Source organism: Flavobacterium sp. ACAM 123, assembly GCF_000264055.1.
Lineage (GTDB): Bacteria > Bacteroidota > Bacteroidia > Flavobacteriales > Flavobacteriaceae > Flavobacterium.
Map to the genome: position 1 here is coordinate 1 of NZ_AJXL01000002.1, position 19,233 is coordinate 19,233.

The window sequence follows — 19,233 nt, forward strand, 5'->3', positions numbered from 1 at the left end:
ATAAGTAAAGGCTTTTTTTTGTATTTATTTCTGAACTCTTTTATTTGTGCTGTATTTAACTGCGTACTTTATTTTATCTTTGTTACATGAATGAAAATTTAGATCCAACAGCGGGTGGTTATAATTCTGAAGAATTAGATCTCGAAAAAAAATTGCGGCCTTTATCTTTCGATGACTTTGCGGGTCAGGATCAGATATTAGAAAACCTTAAAGTTTTCGTTGAGGCTGCAAATCAAAGAAACGAAGCGTTAGATCATACTCTTTTCCATGGACCACCTGGTTTAGGAAAAACGACTTTGGCTAATATTTTAGCTAATGAACTTCAGGTGGGGATAAAAATTACTTCGGGACCTGTTCTTGATAAACCTGGCGATTTAGCTGGTCTATTAACAAACTTAGAGGAAAGAGACGTTCTTTTTATAGATGAAATACATCGTTTAAGCCCTATCGTTGAGGAGTATTTGTACTCTGCGATGGAGGACTTCAAGATTGACATAATGATTGAATCTGGGCCAAATGCGAGAACAGTTCAGCTCAATCTTAATCCATTTACTCTTATTGGAGCAACTACAAGGTCTGGATTACTTACAGCACCAATGCGTGCACGTTTTGGGATATCGTCTCGGTTGCAGTATTATACTGCTGAATTGTTGACTACAATTGTCGAAAGAAGCGCGTCAATACTGAAAATGCCAATTTCATTGGAAGCCGCAATCGAAATTGCTGGAAGAAGCAGGGGAACGCCTAGAATCGCCAACGCTTTATTACGTCGTGTACGTGATTTTGCTCAAATTAAGGGAAATGGAACAATAGACATTGAAATTTCTAGATATGCGCTGAAAGCGTTAAATGTTGATGCGCATGGTCTGGATGAAATGGACAATAAAATTTTGACGACCATTATCGATAAATTTAAAGGAGGGCCTGTTGGTTTATCTACTTTGGCAACTGCCGTATCAGAAAGCAGTGAAACAATTGAAGAGGTATATGAACCATTCCTGATTCAGGAAGGTTTTATTATGAGAACACCTAGGGGGAGAGAAGTTACCGATAAAGCTTATAGGCATCTTGGTAAAATTAACACGAATATTCAAGGAGGTTTGTTTTAAACTGACAACGGGTCTTTGGTTATAATTATATAGTTATTCAGTCGAAATCGAAATATACGCAATTTATTAAATCCGAAGCGAAACGGCTCGGATTTTTGTCTTGTGGTGTTTCTAAAGCTGGATTTCTTGAAGAAGAAGCTCCTAGATTAGAGATTTGGCTGAACAAGAACAAGAACGGGCAAATGTCCTATATGGAAAATCATTTTGACAAGCGTTTAAATCCTACCTTATTGGTTGAAGATGCTAAAAGTGTGGTCTCTTTGTTGCTGAATTATTATCCGGAGCAAAAACAAAATGACGAGGCTTATAAGATTTCTAAATATGCTTATGGCGCGGATTATCATCAGGTAATCATAGGTAAGCTTAAAGAATTGTTGTTTTCTATTCAAGAAACGATAGGTGAAGTTTCTGGTCGGGCGTTTGTGGATTCTGCTCCAGTTTTAGAAAAAGCTTGGGCTGCCAAAAGTGGTTTAGGATGGATCGGGAAAAATAGTAACCTTTTAACTCAAAAAGTAGGCTCGTTCTATTTCATTGCAGAACTCGTTATCGATTTAGATTTGGACTATGATTATGCAACAACGGATCATTGTGGTACTTGTACTGCCTGTATTGATGCCTGTCCTACTCAGGCTATAGTCGCTCCTTATATAGTCGATGGAAATAAGTGTATTTCTTATTTTACCATAGAATTAAAAGAAAGTATTCCACAGGAGATGAGAGGCCATTTCGAGGATTGGGCTTTTGGTTGCGACATATGTCAAGACGTCTGTCCGTGGAATAAATTCTCTAAACCACACAATGAGCCGTTGCTCAACCCTAATCCAGATTTATTATCGATGAATAGAAAAGATTGGGACGAAATCACAGAAGAAACTTTCAGGGCGGTCTTCAAGGATTCGCCTCTTAAAAGAGCGAAATTTTCAGGGTTGAAACGTAATATCAATTTTTTAAAATAATTTTTGATGTTCCTTTTTTTAGGGATGATTCTCTTGGAATAACAGTAGTTTCCAGTAAAATCGTTCTGGGGATAAAGGGAAGGTCTAATTTATGACAATTCATTTCTTCTAATAAGAGATTAAATGATTCTACGCCCATTTGATGACTAGGTTGATCTATTTTAAGTGTTTTTGTTAAGGGGCATAATATATCGTGTAATTGCTACAACCAATTACGGCCATTTGTTCCGAAATTCTGATCCATAGGGTTCTTAAAATAAAAAAGCGCTTCCGCTATGATGAAATATGTGATTGCAAATACTCTATTATAACTCTAGACTCAAGAGCAATACCAAACAAATATATGTTTTAGTTCAAGGGTTTCTGGTGAAATTTGTGTAATAATGCTGCTTCTTTCATGATTAGATACGTGTTAGTGAGTATATAGCAAGGTACGTTGGTCAATAAAGATATTGGAATCCTTTATTCTTTCCTATCACTTATGTAGCGGTCAGTGGTATTTTGTCTGTTTGTTTTGGGCAAAGTCTATATTCGGCTTATAAGGCAGTATTATATTATTTGCACTTACGCCGCATTCGGCCAATAGCACTAATCCTGTTTTCAAAAAGACAGAGGATATTATCAGGTTCTTATTTATGGATTCAGATTCTTAAAGTACACCGGTACTATTTTGCAATATAGTATGTTGCTTTTATCAATCAGTCAGAAGTTAGAAAACATTATGTAAATTCCGTCGGTTAGTAATATAATGACTAAAGAACAGAAAAGAGGTTTTTTATTGCCACTGATTCTCCCCCAAATTGCATTTCTATTTAAGGTAATCGGGACTATTGTATTTTAAGTGATGGAAAGTTCGTGATAAATATTTCATTGAAACAGCTAAACGGATTCAGTAGTAAGTAGGTCTTGTTAAATTGACTATCGTTTTTTAGTAAAACCGTATTTAAATAGCATAAAAGCATCTTTTTTCTATATTTATTATGTTTTATGTAAATTAAAAATTAAATTTTTATGGTATTGATTTTAATTTTGAAACTTTTTTTATAATCGCAATCGTTGTAGTTAACAACTTCTTAAAACTGTGTTAAAATTTTTACTAAGTTTGTTCCTACTAAAAACCAAACCAAATTATTAATTAATTTATTTATTACGTATGAAAAATAGTCTAACCAAAGGCTTGATTATGTTTCTAACAATACTTTGTACAAGTTTGACCTATTCGCAACAGGTGACTGGTACGGTATCAGATTCGAATGGACCGCTCCCAGGAGCATCTGTTTTAGTAAAGGGAACAACAAATGGAGCGCAAACTGATCCAGATGGTAAATTTACCATTAAAATTACGGGTTCAAATGCCGTTTTAATTTTCACTTATATTGGCCTTGAAACGCAAGAAGTGAATACCGCAGGAAAAAATGTTATCAATGTAACATTGAAAAGTGATTCTGCCGAGCTACAAGAGGTAGTAGTAGTAGGTTACGGAGTTAAAAAGAAAAGTTTAGTTACAGGTTCAATTTCTAGCATTAGCTCAAAACAGATTGAAAGTAGCTCAAATGCAAGGGTAGAACAAGTTCTTCAAGGTAGAACATCAGGTGTAACTGTAGTGTCTTCTTCAGGATCGCCGGGTTCTGGTGCAAAAGTGAGAATTAGAGGTGCTGGATCTAACGGAAATTCTGATCCATTATATATCGTTGATGGAATGAAAGTGAGTACTATTGAAAACCTCGCTCCTAGTGATATTGCTAACGTAGAAGTATTAAAAGATGCTGCATCAGCAGCAATTTATGGTACAGAAGGAGCAAATGGAGTAGTTATCATTACTACTAAGCAAGGTAAAGTGGGTGACATCGTTGTCAGCTACAACTCCCAATTTACTACGCAATCAGTTAGGACTAAAATGGAACTAATGGATGCGTCGCAGTTTGTTACTTATTTTAATGAAGCAGGTAATGCTGCAATAGTTGACAATGGGATAAATACTAACTGGATCGATGAAACTTTTCAAAATGCATTTGCTCAACGTCATGATCTTAGCATTTCTGGGGCTTCAGAAAGAACAAATTATTATTTGTCTGGAACTTTTCTTAATCAAGAAGGTATTATTGGAGGTGCTGATTCTGCATACAAAAGATACACCTTGAGAACAAACATTAAAAGTCAAGTTAAGGATTGGTTAGAAGTTGGTGCAAATATTTCCTATTCAAATACAGGTTCTTCACCAATTTCTGAAGATGATTCAACTGGAGGTGTTGTTAATCACTTATTAATTATAGATCCATTGACCCCTGTATTTTATAATGGCGCTTTGCCACAAAGAGCAATAGACGGAGTTACTGCCGGAACAGCAATGGTTGACTCTAACGGCAATGTTTATGGATATCCTACCTATTCAAATGGAGAAGTGATGAATCCAGTTGCAGAAACAAACTATAGATTTAGAGGTAATATTGATACTGACAGGATGTTATCAACAGTATATGCTAAACTTACATTAGCTGAAGGCTTATCTGTGACTTCAAGGTTAGGATACGAAAGATCAAATTCAATTGATAGTAGATGGAATCCGATTTACTATATAACATCAGAGGCTCAAAACTCATCAGTAACTTTAAGAAATAATATTTCTAGAAATTCAAGGTGGTTATGGGAAAATTTTGCTAGTTATACAAAAGATGTTGGAAAACATAACTTCACAGGTTTATTGGGGTATTCAGCTGAAAAAAGAAAGAACCCTTATTATTCTTTAAAAGGTTCAGAAGTTCCATTGCAGTCAGAAGAATTCGCTTATTTCGATTTTACAAATAGAGATAATGATGTCATTGGTGGAAACATATATCAAAAAAACATGAATTCTGTTTTCGGAAGATTATCATATGATTATAATGGAAAGTATCTTTTAGAAGGGTCTATAAGATATGACGAGTCTAGTGTATTTCCAAAATCGCAAAAAGGAGGTTACTTTCCTGCTGTATCCACAGGATGGGTTATTTCAAAAGAAGACTTTTGGAATACTGATTCAAAAATCAGTTACTTAAAGCTAAGAGGAAGTTGGGGACAAAATGGTAGTGACGCGAATTTAGCAGGAAATGGAGACATCCAAGTTTACAAAACAGTAGATGGTGCTGCTTCAGTGGTTTATGAAGGAGTTAGTGGGGTAACACCTGGTGATCTTGCCAATCCTAAATTAACATGGGAACGTTCAGAACAAATAGATTTAGGAGTCGATTTAACAGCTTTTAACGGAAAATTAAATTTCACAGCAGACTATTACAAAAAAACAACAAGAGACTTAATTATTCCTGATGGAAATATTATAGCTCCTCCGTCTTTAGGACAAACAGTTGGAGCTATTAATGGCGGAACAGTTGAAAATAAAGGATTAGAATTTGAAGTTGGTTATTCTGATAAAACTCAAGGTGGTTTACAATACGGTATCAACCTAAATCTTTCGACTTTAAAAAATAAGGTTACAGAAATAATAGTTCCTGCTGCTTTAGTGGGTGCCGGTGCACCACAAAACAATGACGGCGTAACTCGTTTTGAACAAGGATTCCCTCTATGGTATTTTTATGGATACAAAACTGATGGAATTGATCCTGCAACAGGCAAAGTGATAAAGGTTGACACCGATGGGGTTCCGGGAATTACTTCTAATGATAAAACAATAATTGGCTCTCCTCAACCAAATTTACTTTTTGGAGGAAGTTTTAATATGTCTTACAAAGGCTTCGATTTCAATCTTATGTTTCAAGGAACACAGGGTAATGAGATTTTTGCAGCTTACCACCAACCATCAAGACCTATCACTAATAAACCTGTCGAATTTTTCAACGATAGATGGGTATCAGGAAGGACAGATGCGAAATATCCTGGTGCAGCAAATGTAATAGAGTCGTATGATACTGATTTAATGGTGCAAGATGGTTCTTACCTGAGAATCAAACAAATTCAAGTTGGATATAACTTCTCTAAAGATTTAGTTCAAACATTGAAATTGCGAAAATTAAGATTATACTTGTCATTAGATGACTACTTTACATTTACTAAGTACAGGGGTTTAGATCCAGAATCTGGAAGTTTTGCTGACAATAGCATAGGAGTTGATAGAGGATTTTATCCTATTCCCGCAAAAGCATTATTAGGATTATCACTAGAGTTTTAATTAAAAAAACAACAATCAATTATGAAAAAATTAATGTTCGGTACTATAGTTATGCTTTTTATAAGTGTAGGATGTAGTAATGATTTTGTGGAAATCGCACCCGTAGGAGTTTTAGAAAGCGATACATTTCTTGATAAGGAAGAAAATGCAGAGCAGGCCCTTATAGGTTTGTATGACTTAATGCAATACAATTATGCTAAAGACTGGTCAAGCGCTTATTTTTTAAAGGTGCTACCAGGAGATGAGGCTAATGCAGGAGGAGGTAGTTCTACAGATCAACCACAACTACAAGATATTGATGATTACACAAACGTGTCTGTATCAAATTCAAGTATCTTGAGTGTTTGGAATCTGTATTATAGAACAATTGCGTTGTCTAATACAATTATTAATAAGGCTGAAGTAGGGTCCTTAAGTAATAAACAATTTGTTTTAGCTGAGGCTAAATTTATAAGAGCATATTGCTACTTCGAATTAACCACTATGTGGGGTGACGTTCCTTTGCGTTTAACAAACCCAACAGAGTTGAATGCGAAGGCCTTCGGGTTAGTAAAAAGTCCAAGAGCTACTATTTATGCACAAGTAAAAAAAGATTTGATAGATGCTATCGCTGGTTTACCAGCTAGAGGAGCTGTTAAACAAAGTTTTAGAGTTTCAAATGCTACAGCTCAAGCCTTGTTGGGTAAAGTATTAGTTTTTGAAGGAAAATATTCCGAGGCTATTCCTTATCTGGCGGCAGTTATTTCAAATCCAGCCTACGGACTAGAGACGAGTTCTGCAGATGTATGGTCAGTAAAATCAGAGTTTGGTAAAGAATCTTTGTTTGAGTTAGGTTATATTTCTACTAAAGGATATGACTGGGGTAATGTTGTTTGGGGAGGGCGAATGGAAAGCAATTTACATGTTCAATTAATGGGACCTCGAGGAGATGGAGTTTTTAATCTAAAAGGTACAGGACTTATTAATGGATGGGGATTTAATCTCCCTACAGCTAAAATTGTCAATGCGTTTCAAGCAGAAGGTGATGTAAATAGAAAAGCAGCCACTTTAATGACTGAAGCTGAACTTGTAGCTAAAGGAGGAGGTAGAACTGGTTTGCCTTGGGATTATCAAGGTGCTATTAGAACAAAATATGCTACTCGTACTTCTGATACAAATGAAGCTGGAATTCAAGAGTTGAACTACACAACAAACTGGAGATTGTTAAGGTACTCAGAAGTTTTATTATTAGCTGCTGAGGCTTATAACAAAGCGACTCCAAACGGAGATGCTCAAGCGAGAATCGAATTAAATAAAGTGCGAAAAAGAGCAGGTTTGACAGATGTGTCACCAGCACTTAGTGGAACAGCTTTATTTGATGCTATTGCTAACGAAAAGTTTTTAGAACTTGCCTTTGAAGGTCAACGTTTTTGGGATCTAGTAAGATGGGGTAAGGCTGGTACTGAATTAGCGGGTACGGGTTACACAGCAAAAAACAATCTGTTTCCTATTCCAATTAATGAAATTAATTTGAATGATGCTCTAACTAATGCAGATCAGAACCCAGGGTACTAGTAATTAGATTAAATAGTAATAAAAATCAACGTCGTGAGGCGTTGATTTTTTTTGCAGTTAAAAGAGTTTTTTGAATTAGTTATTAAGACTCAAAAATAAGCGTCTAATATGATCCTTTTCAAGGAGTGCCAAGACTGAATAATTATTTGATTGTATCATACTTTGGTGCCAATTCTCTAGAAAAAAGAATGGGATTGAATAAAAATTCTGAATCAGATTACTTTAATTGCTCCATTAAAATAAAAGTACTGTATCTATTTACGATTGGTGAAAATTATCAGTTTCTACCTTGAAGTAATTGAGGTTTTATTTTGTAAATCTATTCTTAAAGTCGATTTTATCTTTTTTGATGACCTTTTGGCATAATAAGTTGATTCACCTTTTTTGGTTTAAAGTCTAATGCTCTTTCGGTACTTCTTTTGCCATTTTATTTTGTGTCAGTATGATCTTTCTCGAGTAGATTCGAACAGAATTCGACTATATCTCTAAAGAAGGATTTGGATGGGTAAATGCATCATACCAATATGGTTTGCAAATTTTGAATGATGAATCTAAAGCTAAATTGAATACTGTCGCTTTACCGGAAGATTTGTTTTAATCAGTTTTTTCACAAAACAGCTGTCGTTCGCATGCTATTTTTTTTAACTTTATATTTAATTAAAATTTTTCAATAGGACTGTAAATCAAATATTAAGCGTTAAAGGACGCGATGTTCACTCCATAGTTTCTAGTATTACGGTTTATGAAGCCTTAAAAGTAATGGGAGAGAAAAATGTTGGTGCTGCTTTGGTCATTGAAGATAATTTACTTTAAGGAGTATTATCTGAAAGAGATTATGCCAGAAAAATAGTGTTGAAAAACAAAGCGTCCAAAGATGCTCTTGTACATGAAATTATGGCGCGAGATGTTATTACAGTTAAACCGACGGATAATCTTGATTATTGATTGGAATTGATGAGTACAAAAAGAATCAGACATTTACCAGTTCTTGAAAACAACGTGGTTTTAGGCATCATTTCGATAGGAGATGTAGTAAAGTCTATCATAGAAATACAAAAAGAAACAATTCAATATCTGGATTCTTATATCAGTGGGAAAAACGTGTAATTATAAATAGAACTGTCAATATAAAGAGTTGCAATTAGTGTAGCTATTCTTTTTACGACCAAAAGACATTTGTTTTTTATAAAAGAATAAGAGAATAGTGCACTTATTAAAGCAACTCTTATATCTTTGTGCGCTAGAATAAAATCTAAAAAAATGAATCAGAACAGTAAGAGAAGAGAAGCATTATTATATCACGCAAAGCCAAACCCCGGTAAAATCCAAGTAGTTCCCACAAAAAAATATGCAACGCAAAGGGATTTGTCACTGGCTTATACTCCTGGTGTGGCAGAGCCATGTTTGGAAATAGCAAAAGATGTCAATAATGTATATAAATATACAGCTAAAGGGAATTTAGTTGCAGTTATTACAAATGGGACAGCAGTTTTAGGGCTTGGAGATATCGGTCCCGAGGCTTCAAAACCAGTTATGGAAGGTAAAGCTTTGTTGTTTAAAATCTTTGCTGATATTGATGTTTTTGATATTGAAGTGGACGTTAAGGATATTGACAAATTCATTGAGACAGTTAAAGCGATAGCTCCTACTTTTGGAGGAATAAATTTAGAAGATATTAAAGCCCCTGAATCATTCGAAATTGAAAGACGATTGGTTGAAGAACTCGATATTCCTGTAATGCATGATGATCAGCATGGGACGGCAATTATTTCATCTGCGGCCTTATTAAATGCACTCGAATTAGCAGAGAAGAATATTGAGGATGCAAAAGTTATTGTTTCGGGAGCAGGTTCTGCAGCTTTAGCTTGTGCAAATTTATATGTGCAGTTGGGAGTTAATGCAGCTAATATTACCATGTTTGATAAAGACGGAGTTTTGTCTAAGGACAGAACAGACCTTTCACTCATACAACAACGATACGCAACAGAAAAGAAAGGGTTGACATTAGGAGAGGCTATAAAGGGAGCAGATGTTTTCTTGGGACTTTCAGCAGGAAATGTTCTTTCTCCAGAGATGTTGCTGGCAATGGCAGACAATCCTGTTGTTTTTGCTATGGCAAACCCAGTGCCGGAAATAGATTATCATTTAGCCAAAGCTACCCGGACGGATATTATTATGGCTACGGGAAGATCAGATTATCCTAATCAAGTAAATAACGTATTAGGTTTTCCTTATATATTCCGTGGTGCATTAGATGTTCGTGCCACAAAAATTAACGAAGCCATGAAAATGGCTGCCGTTAGAGCGCTTGCAGCTTTAGCAAAAGAATATGTCCCTGAACAAGTGAATATTGCTTATGGTGCAACCAAATTAACTTTTGGAAGAGACTATATTATTCCTTCTCCATTTGATCCAAGGTTGATAAGTGTTGTTGCACCGGCGGTGGCAAAAGCAGCAATGGATTCCGGAGTCGCCTTAAACCCTATTACGGATTGGAATAAATATGAAGAAGAGCTTTTAGACAGATTGGGGAATGACAATAAAATGGTTCGATTGATTACCAATAGAGCTAAAATTGATCCTAAAAAAATCGTATTTGCAGAAGCGGATCATTTAGATGTATTAAAAGCGGCTCAAATTGTTTTAGACGAAGGCATCGGCCATCCCATTTTATTGGGTAACATGGAAATAATAATAGAGCTGAAAAAAGAATTGGGTTTTGAAGCCGAAGTTGAGATTATAGATACGAAAGTTTGGGAAGAAGACGAGCGAAGAAATAGATTCGCACTTAAGTATTGGGAAGCTAGAAAAAGAAGAGGAATCTCTTTATTGGATGCTCAAAAGTTGATGCGGGAAAGAAACTATTTTGCAGCAATGATGGTCAACGAAGGTGAAGCCGATGGATTAGTTACCGGATATACTAGAAGTTATTCATCAGTCGTTAAGCCTATGCTGCAACTTATTGGTAAAGCACCGGGAGCATCTATTGTTGCGACTACAAATATGATGTTGACAAAGCGTGGACCAATGTTCTTGTCAGATACTGCTATAAATATTGACCCTACTGCTGACGATCTGGCCAAAATTGCGATTATGACTGCGAAAACGGTGAAAATGTTTGGTGTAGAACCTGTTATGGCTATGGTTTCGTTTTCAAACTTTGGGTCTTCCACAGATCCAAGTGCGGCAAAAGTAAGAGAGGCTGTATCTTATTTACACAAGAACCACCCAGAAATGGTCATTGATGGAGAAGTTCAGGCTGATTTTGCTTTGAATCCTGAGATGTTGAAAGAAAAGTTTCCATTTTCTAAATTGGCCGGTAAAAAAGTGAATACATTGATTTTTCCAAACCTTGATTCGGCAAATATCACTTATAAATTATTGAAAGAATTAAACCAAGTAGATTCGATTGGGCCTATTATGTTGGGTATGGGAAAACCAGTCCATATCTTTCAATTAGGAGCGAGCGTAGAAGAGATGGTTAATATGGCTGCCATTGCCGTTATTGATGCTCAGGAAAAACAGAAGAAAAAAAATAAATAGAATTTTGTATAAAAAGGGCACTCCGTATTCTTTACGGAGTGTTTTTTTTATTTTTAAAAATTCTATATTTATACTAAATACAAAACAATTAAATGATAGCACATTTACAAGGAAAATTAGTGGAAAAAACACCAACACACGTAATTATTGATTGTGGAGGTGTAGGGTATCACGTGAATATCTCCTTACATACCTATTCTTTGCTTCCAGATGCTGATTTTGTAAAATTGTTCACCCATGTTCAAATAAAAGAAGATGCACATACTTTATTTGGATTTATTGAAAAGTCAGAAAGAGAGATTTTTAAAATGTTACTTTCAGTTTCAGGAATTGGGGCAAGCATAGCCCGGACAATGCTGTCTTCATTGGATCCAAAACAGATTACAAATGCGATTGCATCAGCAGATGTTGTTACAATACAGTCAATTAAAGGAATTGGAAGTAAAACTGCTCAACGGGTAATTCTTGATTTGAAAGACAAAGTTTTGAAATTGTATGATTTAGATGAAGTTTCAATGTCGCAAAGCAATACAAACCGAGATGAGGCGTTATCAGCTTTGGAGGTTTTAGGTTTTGTGAGAAAAACATCAGAGAAAATTATCGAGAAAATAGTGAAAGAGGACCCTGAGGCTTCTGTGGAATCGATTATTAAGAAAGCTCTAAAAAACTTATAAAATCAAACTTAAAAACACGAATTGTATGCGTAAAATTTGTACTTTTTTGCTTGTTTTATTTTGTGGTTCGGTATCGCTGGCTCAGGTAAAGGAACAAACTCAAGATACCACAAAAACTGGTTTTGCTCTAGGAAAAGTCCAAATAAAAGATCCTCAAAGTGTCCTGTCTGCTTATACATACGACCCAGTTACCAATAGGTATATTTACACCAATTCAGTTGATGGGTTTTCCATTAATTATCCAATCATATTGACACCAAAAGAGTATGAGAGTTTAGTCTTGAAAGAATCCATGAGAGATTATTTCAAGAAAAAGACCGACGCTATAGACGGTAAAAAAGAAGGTAGTGACGCTGCTAAAAAAGATTTATTACCAAAGTACTATGTAAATTCAAGTCTTTTTGAATCTATTTTCGGGAGCAATACAATTGATGTTAAGCCTACCGGTTCTGTAGAAATGGACTTGGGCGCGCGCTTCACTAAACAAGATAATCCGTCCTTTTCTCCAAGAAACAGATCTAATTTGTCGTTTGACTTCAACCAAAGGATAAGCATGAGTTTAATGGGGAAAGTAGGGACAAGACTTAATGTTAATGCCAATTATGATACGCAATCCACTTTTGCATTTCAAAATTTATTTAAACTAGAATATACTCCTTCAGAAGATGATATTATTCAAAAAATTGAAGTTGGAAATGTAAGTATGCCTTTGAATAGTTCCTTAATTAGAGGGGCGCAAAGTTTGTTTGGAGTAAAAACCCAGCTGCAATTTGGTAAGACAACGGTTACGGGGGTTTTTTCAGAACAGAAATCACAGACAAAAAGCGTAGTATCGCAAGGTGGTGGTACGATACAGGACTTTGATATTTTTGCCCTCGATTATGATAGCGACAGGCACTTTTTTTTATCCCAATATTTCAGAAACAAATACGATTCATCATTAAAAAATTATCCTTTTATAGACAGTAGAGTTCAAATTTCAAGATTGGAAATTTGGGTTACTAACAAACAAACCAGAGTAAGTACGACTTCTAATAATCTAAGAAATATTATTGCGCTTCAAGATTTAGGAGAAGGCCAATTGTCAGGGATACCAGATAGTGAAGTAGTGGTTTTAGACCCTTCCATCGGGATGTTTAATAGTCCTTTTGACACCCCTTCAAATAACGCAAATAATGATTACGATCCTGCACAAATTTCAGCGGGGACAGGTTTGCTGAACAAAAATATTCGTGAAATCGTAACTTCTAGTTCAGGGTTTAATGTTACTGTAAGTGAAGGCCAGGATTATTCAAAATTAGAAAATGCAAGGAAACTGAATCCTAACGAATACACTTATAATGCCCAATTGGGATATATTTCGTTGCAACAAAGACTGGCTAATGACGAGGTTTTAGCGGTAGCATATCAGTATACTATTGGTGACAAAGCATACCAGGTGGGAGAGTTTGGTAATGACGGTATAGACGCAACTATTGTTACTGGTAACACTCCTTCAAATCAAGCAATTATTACACAAAGTTTAATTTTGAAGATGCTGAAAAGTAATTTAACCAATGTTAAAAACCCCGTGTGGAATTTGATGATGAAAAACATTTATCAGATACCAGGGGCCTATCAAGTAAAACAAGAAGATTTCAGGTTCAATATCCTTTACACAGATCCCTCTCCGTTAAATTATATTACCGAGGCAAAAGATGCAGCTGGAAATCCAGCCCCATTTCCAGTTAATCCCTCTGCCGGTAATAAAGTGGCCGAGACGCCTTTGCTAAAAGTATTCAACTTAGATAAATTGAATTATAACAACGATCCTCAAGCGGGGGGCGATGGTTTTTTTGATTTTATACAAGGGATTACGGTAGATTCTCAAAACGGCCGATTAATATTCACTACTAAAGAACCATTTGGAGAATTACTGTTTTCTAAATTATCCTATACGGGTTCAGGAGAAAACTATAACGATGCGAGCACTTACAATATAAATCAAAAGAAATATGTTTATAGGAATATGTATCGTAATACACAAGCAGGTGCATTGCAAGACATTGATAAAAATAAATTTTTACTAAGAGGGAAGTATAAATCGACGGGAGGTGATGGAATACCCATTGGAGCATTTAATGTGCCAAGAGGTTCTGTTGTTGTAACCGCAGGTGGAAGAATTCTATTAGAAGGGGTTGATTATAGCGTTAATTATCAATTGGGGAGAGTGCAAATTTTAGATCCCGCACTGCAGGCTTCAAATACTCCAATTAATGTTTCTTTAGAAAACAATTCGGTTTTCGGGCAGCAAACCAGACGGTTTATGGGTGTAAATGTAGAGCATAAAATTTCAGAGAACTTTTTGGTTGGGGGTACTTTCTTAAAAATGACTGAAAGACCGTTCACTCAGAAATCAAGTTTTGGACAGGAATCGGTGAATAATACTATTTTTGGATTCAATACTATTTTTTCGACAGAAGTTCCTTTTTTGACCAGATTAGTAAATAAGCTGCCAAACGTCGATACTGATGTGCCGTCAAACTTGTCCATAAGGGGAGAAGTGGCTTTTTTAAAACCGGATTCGCCAAAAGCAGATCAGTTTGAAGGGGAGTCTACTATTTATGTAGATGATTTCGAAGGTTCTCAAACTACCATCGACATGCGTTCCTCATACGCTTGGAGCTTGGCGTCTACTCCTGACAGAAATACTCGAAGCAGCTATGACTTCAATGCTAATGCCAATGATTTGAGTTATGGTTTTAAAAGATCTAGACTAGCTTGGTATTCCATTGACCCTGTGTTTTATACTCAAAAACCTTCGGGAATTTCAAATGACGACTTATCGCTCAACACCACCAGGAGAGTCTATAACGAAGAGCTTTATCCTGTAACGGACATAGCACAAGGGCAGTCACAAGTAATAAATACATTTGATTTAAGTTATTATCCATCTGAAAGAGGGCCATACAATAATAACCTCAACTTTGCGTCTAATCCTTCAGAAAATTTTGGGGGAATCATGCGCTCTTTAAATTCTACTAATTTTGAGCAAGGAAATGTAGATTATATTCAATTTTGGGTAATGGATCCTTATGTTGGAAAAGGAGCAATTCCTCAAAATAATTCAGGGAAGCTATATTTCAATTTAGGGGAGGTATCCGAAGATGTTTTAAAGGACGGAAGAAAACAATATGAAAACGGACTTGGACCAGATCAAATTTTGGTAAACCCAAGACCAATTTGGGGAGACGTTCCTGCTTCGCAATCTTTAATCTATGCGTTTGATGCTAATGCAAATAACCGTTCGAATCAGGATATAGGATTGGATGGATTGGCTAATGCCAATGAAGGTGCGGTATATACCAACTTTGCCTCTGAAACTGATCCCGCTGCAGATGATTACACCTTTTACTTGAATAGTTCCGGGAATATATTAGAGCGATATAAAAATTACAATGGAGTTGATGGAAATTCGGTAGTAGATATCACCAATGCAAATAGAGGATCTACTACGGCTCCTGATGTTGAAGATATCAACAGAGACAATACGATGAATACTATCAATGCTTATTATGAATATAGCATCGATGTCAAGCCAAATCCTACTATTGGGAAGAATTATATAACGGACATTAGAGATACTCAGGTGACGTTGCCTAATGGCGAAGTAACGGATTCAAGATGGATTCAGTTTAAAATACCTGTTACGCAACCGGAGAATACAGTAGGAAATATTTCAGATTTTAGGTCGATTCGTTTTATGAGGATGTTTATGACCGGTTTTGATCAGGAAGTAACGGTTCGTTTTGGAGCGTTAGATTTAGTGAGAGGGGAATGGAGAAGGTATACCAATACGCTTGACTTCAACGATACAAATGTAGCAGATGACAAAACAGAGTTAGACGTGGCAGCTGTGAATATTCAGGAAAACAATCAAAGATGTCCTATTAATTACATAACGCCTCCTGGTGTACAACGAGAGCAATTGTTTAATAATAATACCATTATCAACCAGAACGAACAATCATTGTCGTTACGGGTTTCTGGTGATGGACTCGAACTTGGAGATTCTAGGGCAGTTTTCAAAAATGTAAGTATCGACATGCGTCAATTCAAAAAACTTAAAATGTTTCTACATGCAGAGTCATTACCAAATGAAACCACGCTTAGAGATGACCAAATGATAGGGTTTATCCGTTTTGGAAATGATTTCACTCAAAATTTTTACCAAGTTGAAATTCCGTTGAAAGTGACGGTGCCTTCAGCATCATCGACATCAGATTGCTCCCCTTTGAGTGCTGAGGAAGTATGGCCTGAAGAAAACGAAATAGATTTGTCATTGGCATTATTGACCCAATTGAAAATATTGGCAATGAGTGTCGATTTAAGTACCTTGCCTTTGGATGGAATTTATTATCAAAATGAGGATGAGCTAAATCCTGCTTTAGGTAATAAACCCAATAAGCTGAGATTGGGGATAAAAGGAAATCCTAACTTTGGATTAGTTAGAACTTTGATGGTGGGTGTAAAAAGCAATGAAACGCGTCAGGATCTTAAAGGAGAAGTCTGGTTCAATGAACTTCGTTTATCGGATATGGATAATCAAGGAGGGATGGCCGCCGTGTTGAGTGTTGATTCTAACCTTGCTGATTTTGCTACAATTTCTGCCACAGGGAAGAAAAGTACTATTGGTTTTGGAGCATTGGAACAAGGACCAAACGAAAGAAGCCGTGAAGATATTCAACAATATAATATCGTGACTAATGTTAATTTGGGAAAATTATTACCTCCAAAATGGGGTGTTAATTTACCGTTTAATTACGCCATTGGCGAAGAAACGATCACTCCGGAATACGATCCTTTTAATCAGGATATAAAACTAAAACAGTTGTTGGATAATACTGATGATTCTGCTAAAAAAGATAACATTTCAAGTAGAGCAATCGATTATACAAAGCGAATGAGTATCAATTTTATTGGTGTTAGAAAACAAAGAGGTCCTGAACAAAAACAACATGTCTATGATCCAGAAAACTTTACTTTTTCTCAATCGTATAACAAAGTGGAGCGACATGATTTTGAGATTGAAGACTATGTAGACCAGCAAGCCAGTTCATCAGTTGATTACGCCTTCAGTTTTCAACCAAAACCAATTGAGCCGTTCAAAACAACAGAATTTATGAAAAAAAGTAGCTATTGGAAACTGCTTAATGATTTTAATTTCAACTATTTGCCTTCTAATATATCATTCAACACTAATATTAACAGGCAGTACAACCGTCAGCAATTTAGACAGGTTGATGTGCAGGGAATAGGTCTTGATCCTTTGTATCGAAGAAATTTTGCGTTCAACTATCAATATGGATTTAATTATAATCTGACAAAATCATTGAAATTAACCTATACAGCCTCATCAAACAATATTGTCAAAAACTACTTGAATGAGGATAATGAACCCATTGATAGTTTTACGATTTGGGATAGTTATTGGGATATTGGAAGTCCAAACCAGCACATGCAACAATTGGTTTTAAACTATGAGATTCCAATTAATAAAATTCCATTATTTAGCTTTGTGAAGGCTAATTATTCCTATACGGGAGACTATAATTGGCAAAAATCATCCAATGCATTTTCTCAACTAAAGGATATTGGGATTCCAGATTTAGGGAATACGGTTCAGAATGCACGTTCTAATAACTTGAATACAAGTTTTAATATGGAATTGCTTTATAAGTATTTAGGATTGACAAAAAATTCTGGTAAGCCGGCAAATAGACAGAAAGCTCCAGCGCCAAAACCAGGAGAGAAAGTGGTGAATACTACTGTAAAACCACAAGCTCAAAACAATGAATTTATTAACGTTTTAATGGGGGTTTTGACAAGTGTTAAAAACATTCAAGTTAACTATACAGAGAATAGCGGTACCGTTTTACCTGGTTATACGCCAAGTGTTGGATTTTTAGGATCATCAAGGCCATCATTCGGGTTTACTTTTGGGAGTCAAGATGATGTTCGATATGAAGCTGCGAAAAATGGTTGGCTGACCAGTTATCAGGAGTTTAACCAAAATTATACTCAGGTAACCAATGAAATTTTTAAGGCGACGGCAAATGTAGATTTATTTCCAGATTTAAAAATTGATTTAGTGGCTGATAGGTCTTATTCTAATAATTTTTCAGAACAGTATAATGTTTTAGACGGACAGTATTATTCGCTTTCCCCTTATACCTACGGTCTTTTTTCTATTTCTACAGTTCTGATAAAAACAGCGTTTTCGACCAGTGACGAACGTTCTTCTGCAGCATTTGATGAATTCAGAGCTAATAGACTTGTAGTGGCAAACCGATTAGCTTTCCAGCGAGGTATAGATGTCAATAACCCGAGTAACCTTGATTCGGATGGATATCCGATAGGATTTAGTAAAGGCAATCAAGCCGTATTATTGCCTGCTTTTATGGCTGCCTATTCAGGAAGTGATCCATCAGGCGTCTCTCTTGGCATTTTTAGAAGCGCCCCTATTCCGAACTGGGCAGTAAAGTATAATGGGTTGATGCGTTATGACTTGTTCAAAAGGAACTTTAAAAGGTTCTCTTTGCAACATAATTACAGGGCATCTTATACCATTAATCAGTATCGGTCTAATTTTGATTATGATAAAACACCGAATGGAGTTGATGCGAGTGGTGACTTTTTTAATAAAACAATAATGTCTAATATCAACTTGGTTGAGCAGTTCAGTCCGCTTATTCGAATGGATTTTGAATTAAAAAGTTCATTAAAGATACTTACTGAGATTAAGAAAGACCGAGCGTTGTCAATGAGTTTTGACAATAATTTATTGACGGAAGTACAGGGAATAGAATATGTTGTTGGAGTAGGGTATCGTTTTAAGGATGTAATTTTTAGTTCTAGGTTGGCAGATAACCCTTCGGGTATTATTAAAGGGGATATCAATATGAAAGCAGACTTCTCCTATCGTAACAACCAAACCATAGTAAGATATTTAGATTATGACAACAATCAATTAGCTGGGGGGCAAAATATCTGGTCTTTAAAATTGACGGCAGATTATGCCTTCAGTAAAAACCTGACTGCTATTTTCTATTATGATCACTCTTTTTCAAAAGCAGTAATATCTACCTCGTTCCCACTTACAAACATTCGGTCAGGATTTACGCTTCGATATAATTTTGGAAATTAAATTTATTAAAATCTGAACTATATTTGAATAGAAGAGTGTTACATTTGCG

8 protein-coding genes are annotated in these 19,233 nt (G+C 35.7%); all 8 read left to right on the plus strand.

Annotated elements, in window-relative coordinates; genetic code table 11:
• Positions 1-86 precede the first annotated feature (86 nt).
• Positions 87-1,109, plus strand: a complete 1,023-nt coding sequence (ruvB, locus tag A3SG_RS0100485; RefSeq protein ID WP_016988041.1) for a Holliday junction branch migration DNA helicase RuvB — start codon at positions 87-89, stop codon at positions 1,107-1,109.
• A gap of 29 nt (positions 1,110-1,138) precedes the next feature.
• Positions 1,139-2,065: a tRNA epoxyqueuosine(34) reductase QueG gene (queG, locus tag A3SG_RS0100490; protein ID WP_029596522.1), complete on the plus strand. Its 927-nt coding sequence runs from the start codon at positions 1,139-1,141 to the stop codon at positions 2,063-2,065.
• 1,153 nt (positions 2,066-3,218) lie between these two features.
• A complete protein-coding gene (locus A3SG_RS0100500) occupies positions 3,219-6,227 on the plus strand; it encodes a SusC/RagA family TonB-linked outer membrane protein (RefSeq protein ID WP_029596523.1) in 3,009 nt (1,002 codons plus the stop codon).
• A gap of 21 nt (positions 6,228-6,248) precedes the next feature.
• Positions 6,249-7,781: a RagB/SusD family nutrient uptake outer membrane protein gene (locus A3SG_RS0100505; RefSeq protein ID WP_016988045.1), complete on the plus strand. Its 1,533-nt coding sequence runs from the start codon at positions 6,249-6,251 to the stop codon at positions 7,779-7,781.
• Positions 7,782-8,735: 954 nt separating this feature from the next.
• Positions 8,736-8,888, plus strand: a complete 153-nt coding sequence (locus tag A3SG_RS22050; RefSeq protein WP_016988046.1) for a CBS domain-containing protein — start codon at positions 8,736-8,738, stop codon at positions 8,886-8,888.
• 153 nt (positions 8,889-9,041) lie between these two features.
• Entirely contained in the window at positions 9,042-11,324 is a 2,283-nt protein-coding gene (locus A3SG_RS0100515) for an NADP-dependent malic enzyme (protein WP_016988047.1), read from the plus strand.
• Positions 11,325-11,416: 92 nt separating this feature from the next.
• Complete coding sequence (gene ruvA / locus A3SG_RS0100520; RefSeq protein ID WP_016988048.1) at positions 11,417-11,998, plus strand: Holliday junction branch migration protein RuvA; 582 nt, start codon at positions 11,417-11,419, stop codon at positions 11,996-11,998.
• 25 nt (positions 11,999-12,023) lie between these two features.
• Complete coding sequence (sprA, locus tag A3SG_RS0100525; protein WP_016988049.1) at positions 12,024-19,184, plus strand: cell surface protein SprA; 7,161 nt, start codon at positions 12,024-12,026, stop codon at positions 19,182-19,184.
• Positions 19,185-19,233: the final 49 nt, after the last annotated feature.

Coding starts and splice junctions, on each gene's coding strand:
- ruvB (WP_016988041.1), top strand. CDS start 87: ATGAATGAAAATTTAGATCCAACAGCGGGTGGTTATAATTCTGAAGAA.
- A3SG_RS0100500 (WP_029596523.1), top strand. CDS start 3,219: ATGAAAAATAGTCTAACCAAAGGCTTGATTATGTTTCTAACAATACTT.
- A3SG_RS0100505 (WP_016988045.1), top strand. CDS start 6,249: ATGAAAAAATTAATGTTCGGTACTATAGTTATGCTTTTTATAAGTGTA.
- A3SG_RS22050 (WP_016988046.1), top strand. CDS start 8,736: ATGAGTACAAAAAGAATCAGACATTTACCAGTTCTTGAAAACAACGTG.
- A3SG_RS0100515 (WP_016988047.1), top strand. CDS start 9,042: ATGAATCAGAACAGTAAGAGAAGAGAAGCATTATTATATCACGCAAAG.
- ruvA (WP_016988048.1), top strand. CDS start 11,417: ATGATAGCACATTTACAAGGAAAATTAGTGGAAAAAACACCAACACAC.
- sprA (WP_016988049.1), top strand. CDS start 12,024: ATGCGTAAAATTTGTACTTTTTTGCTTGTTTTATTTTGTGGTTCGGTA.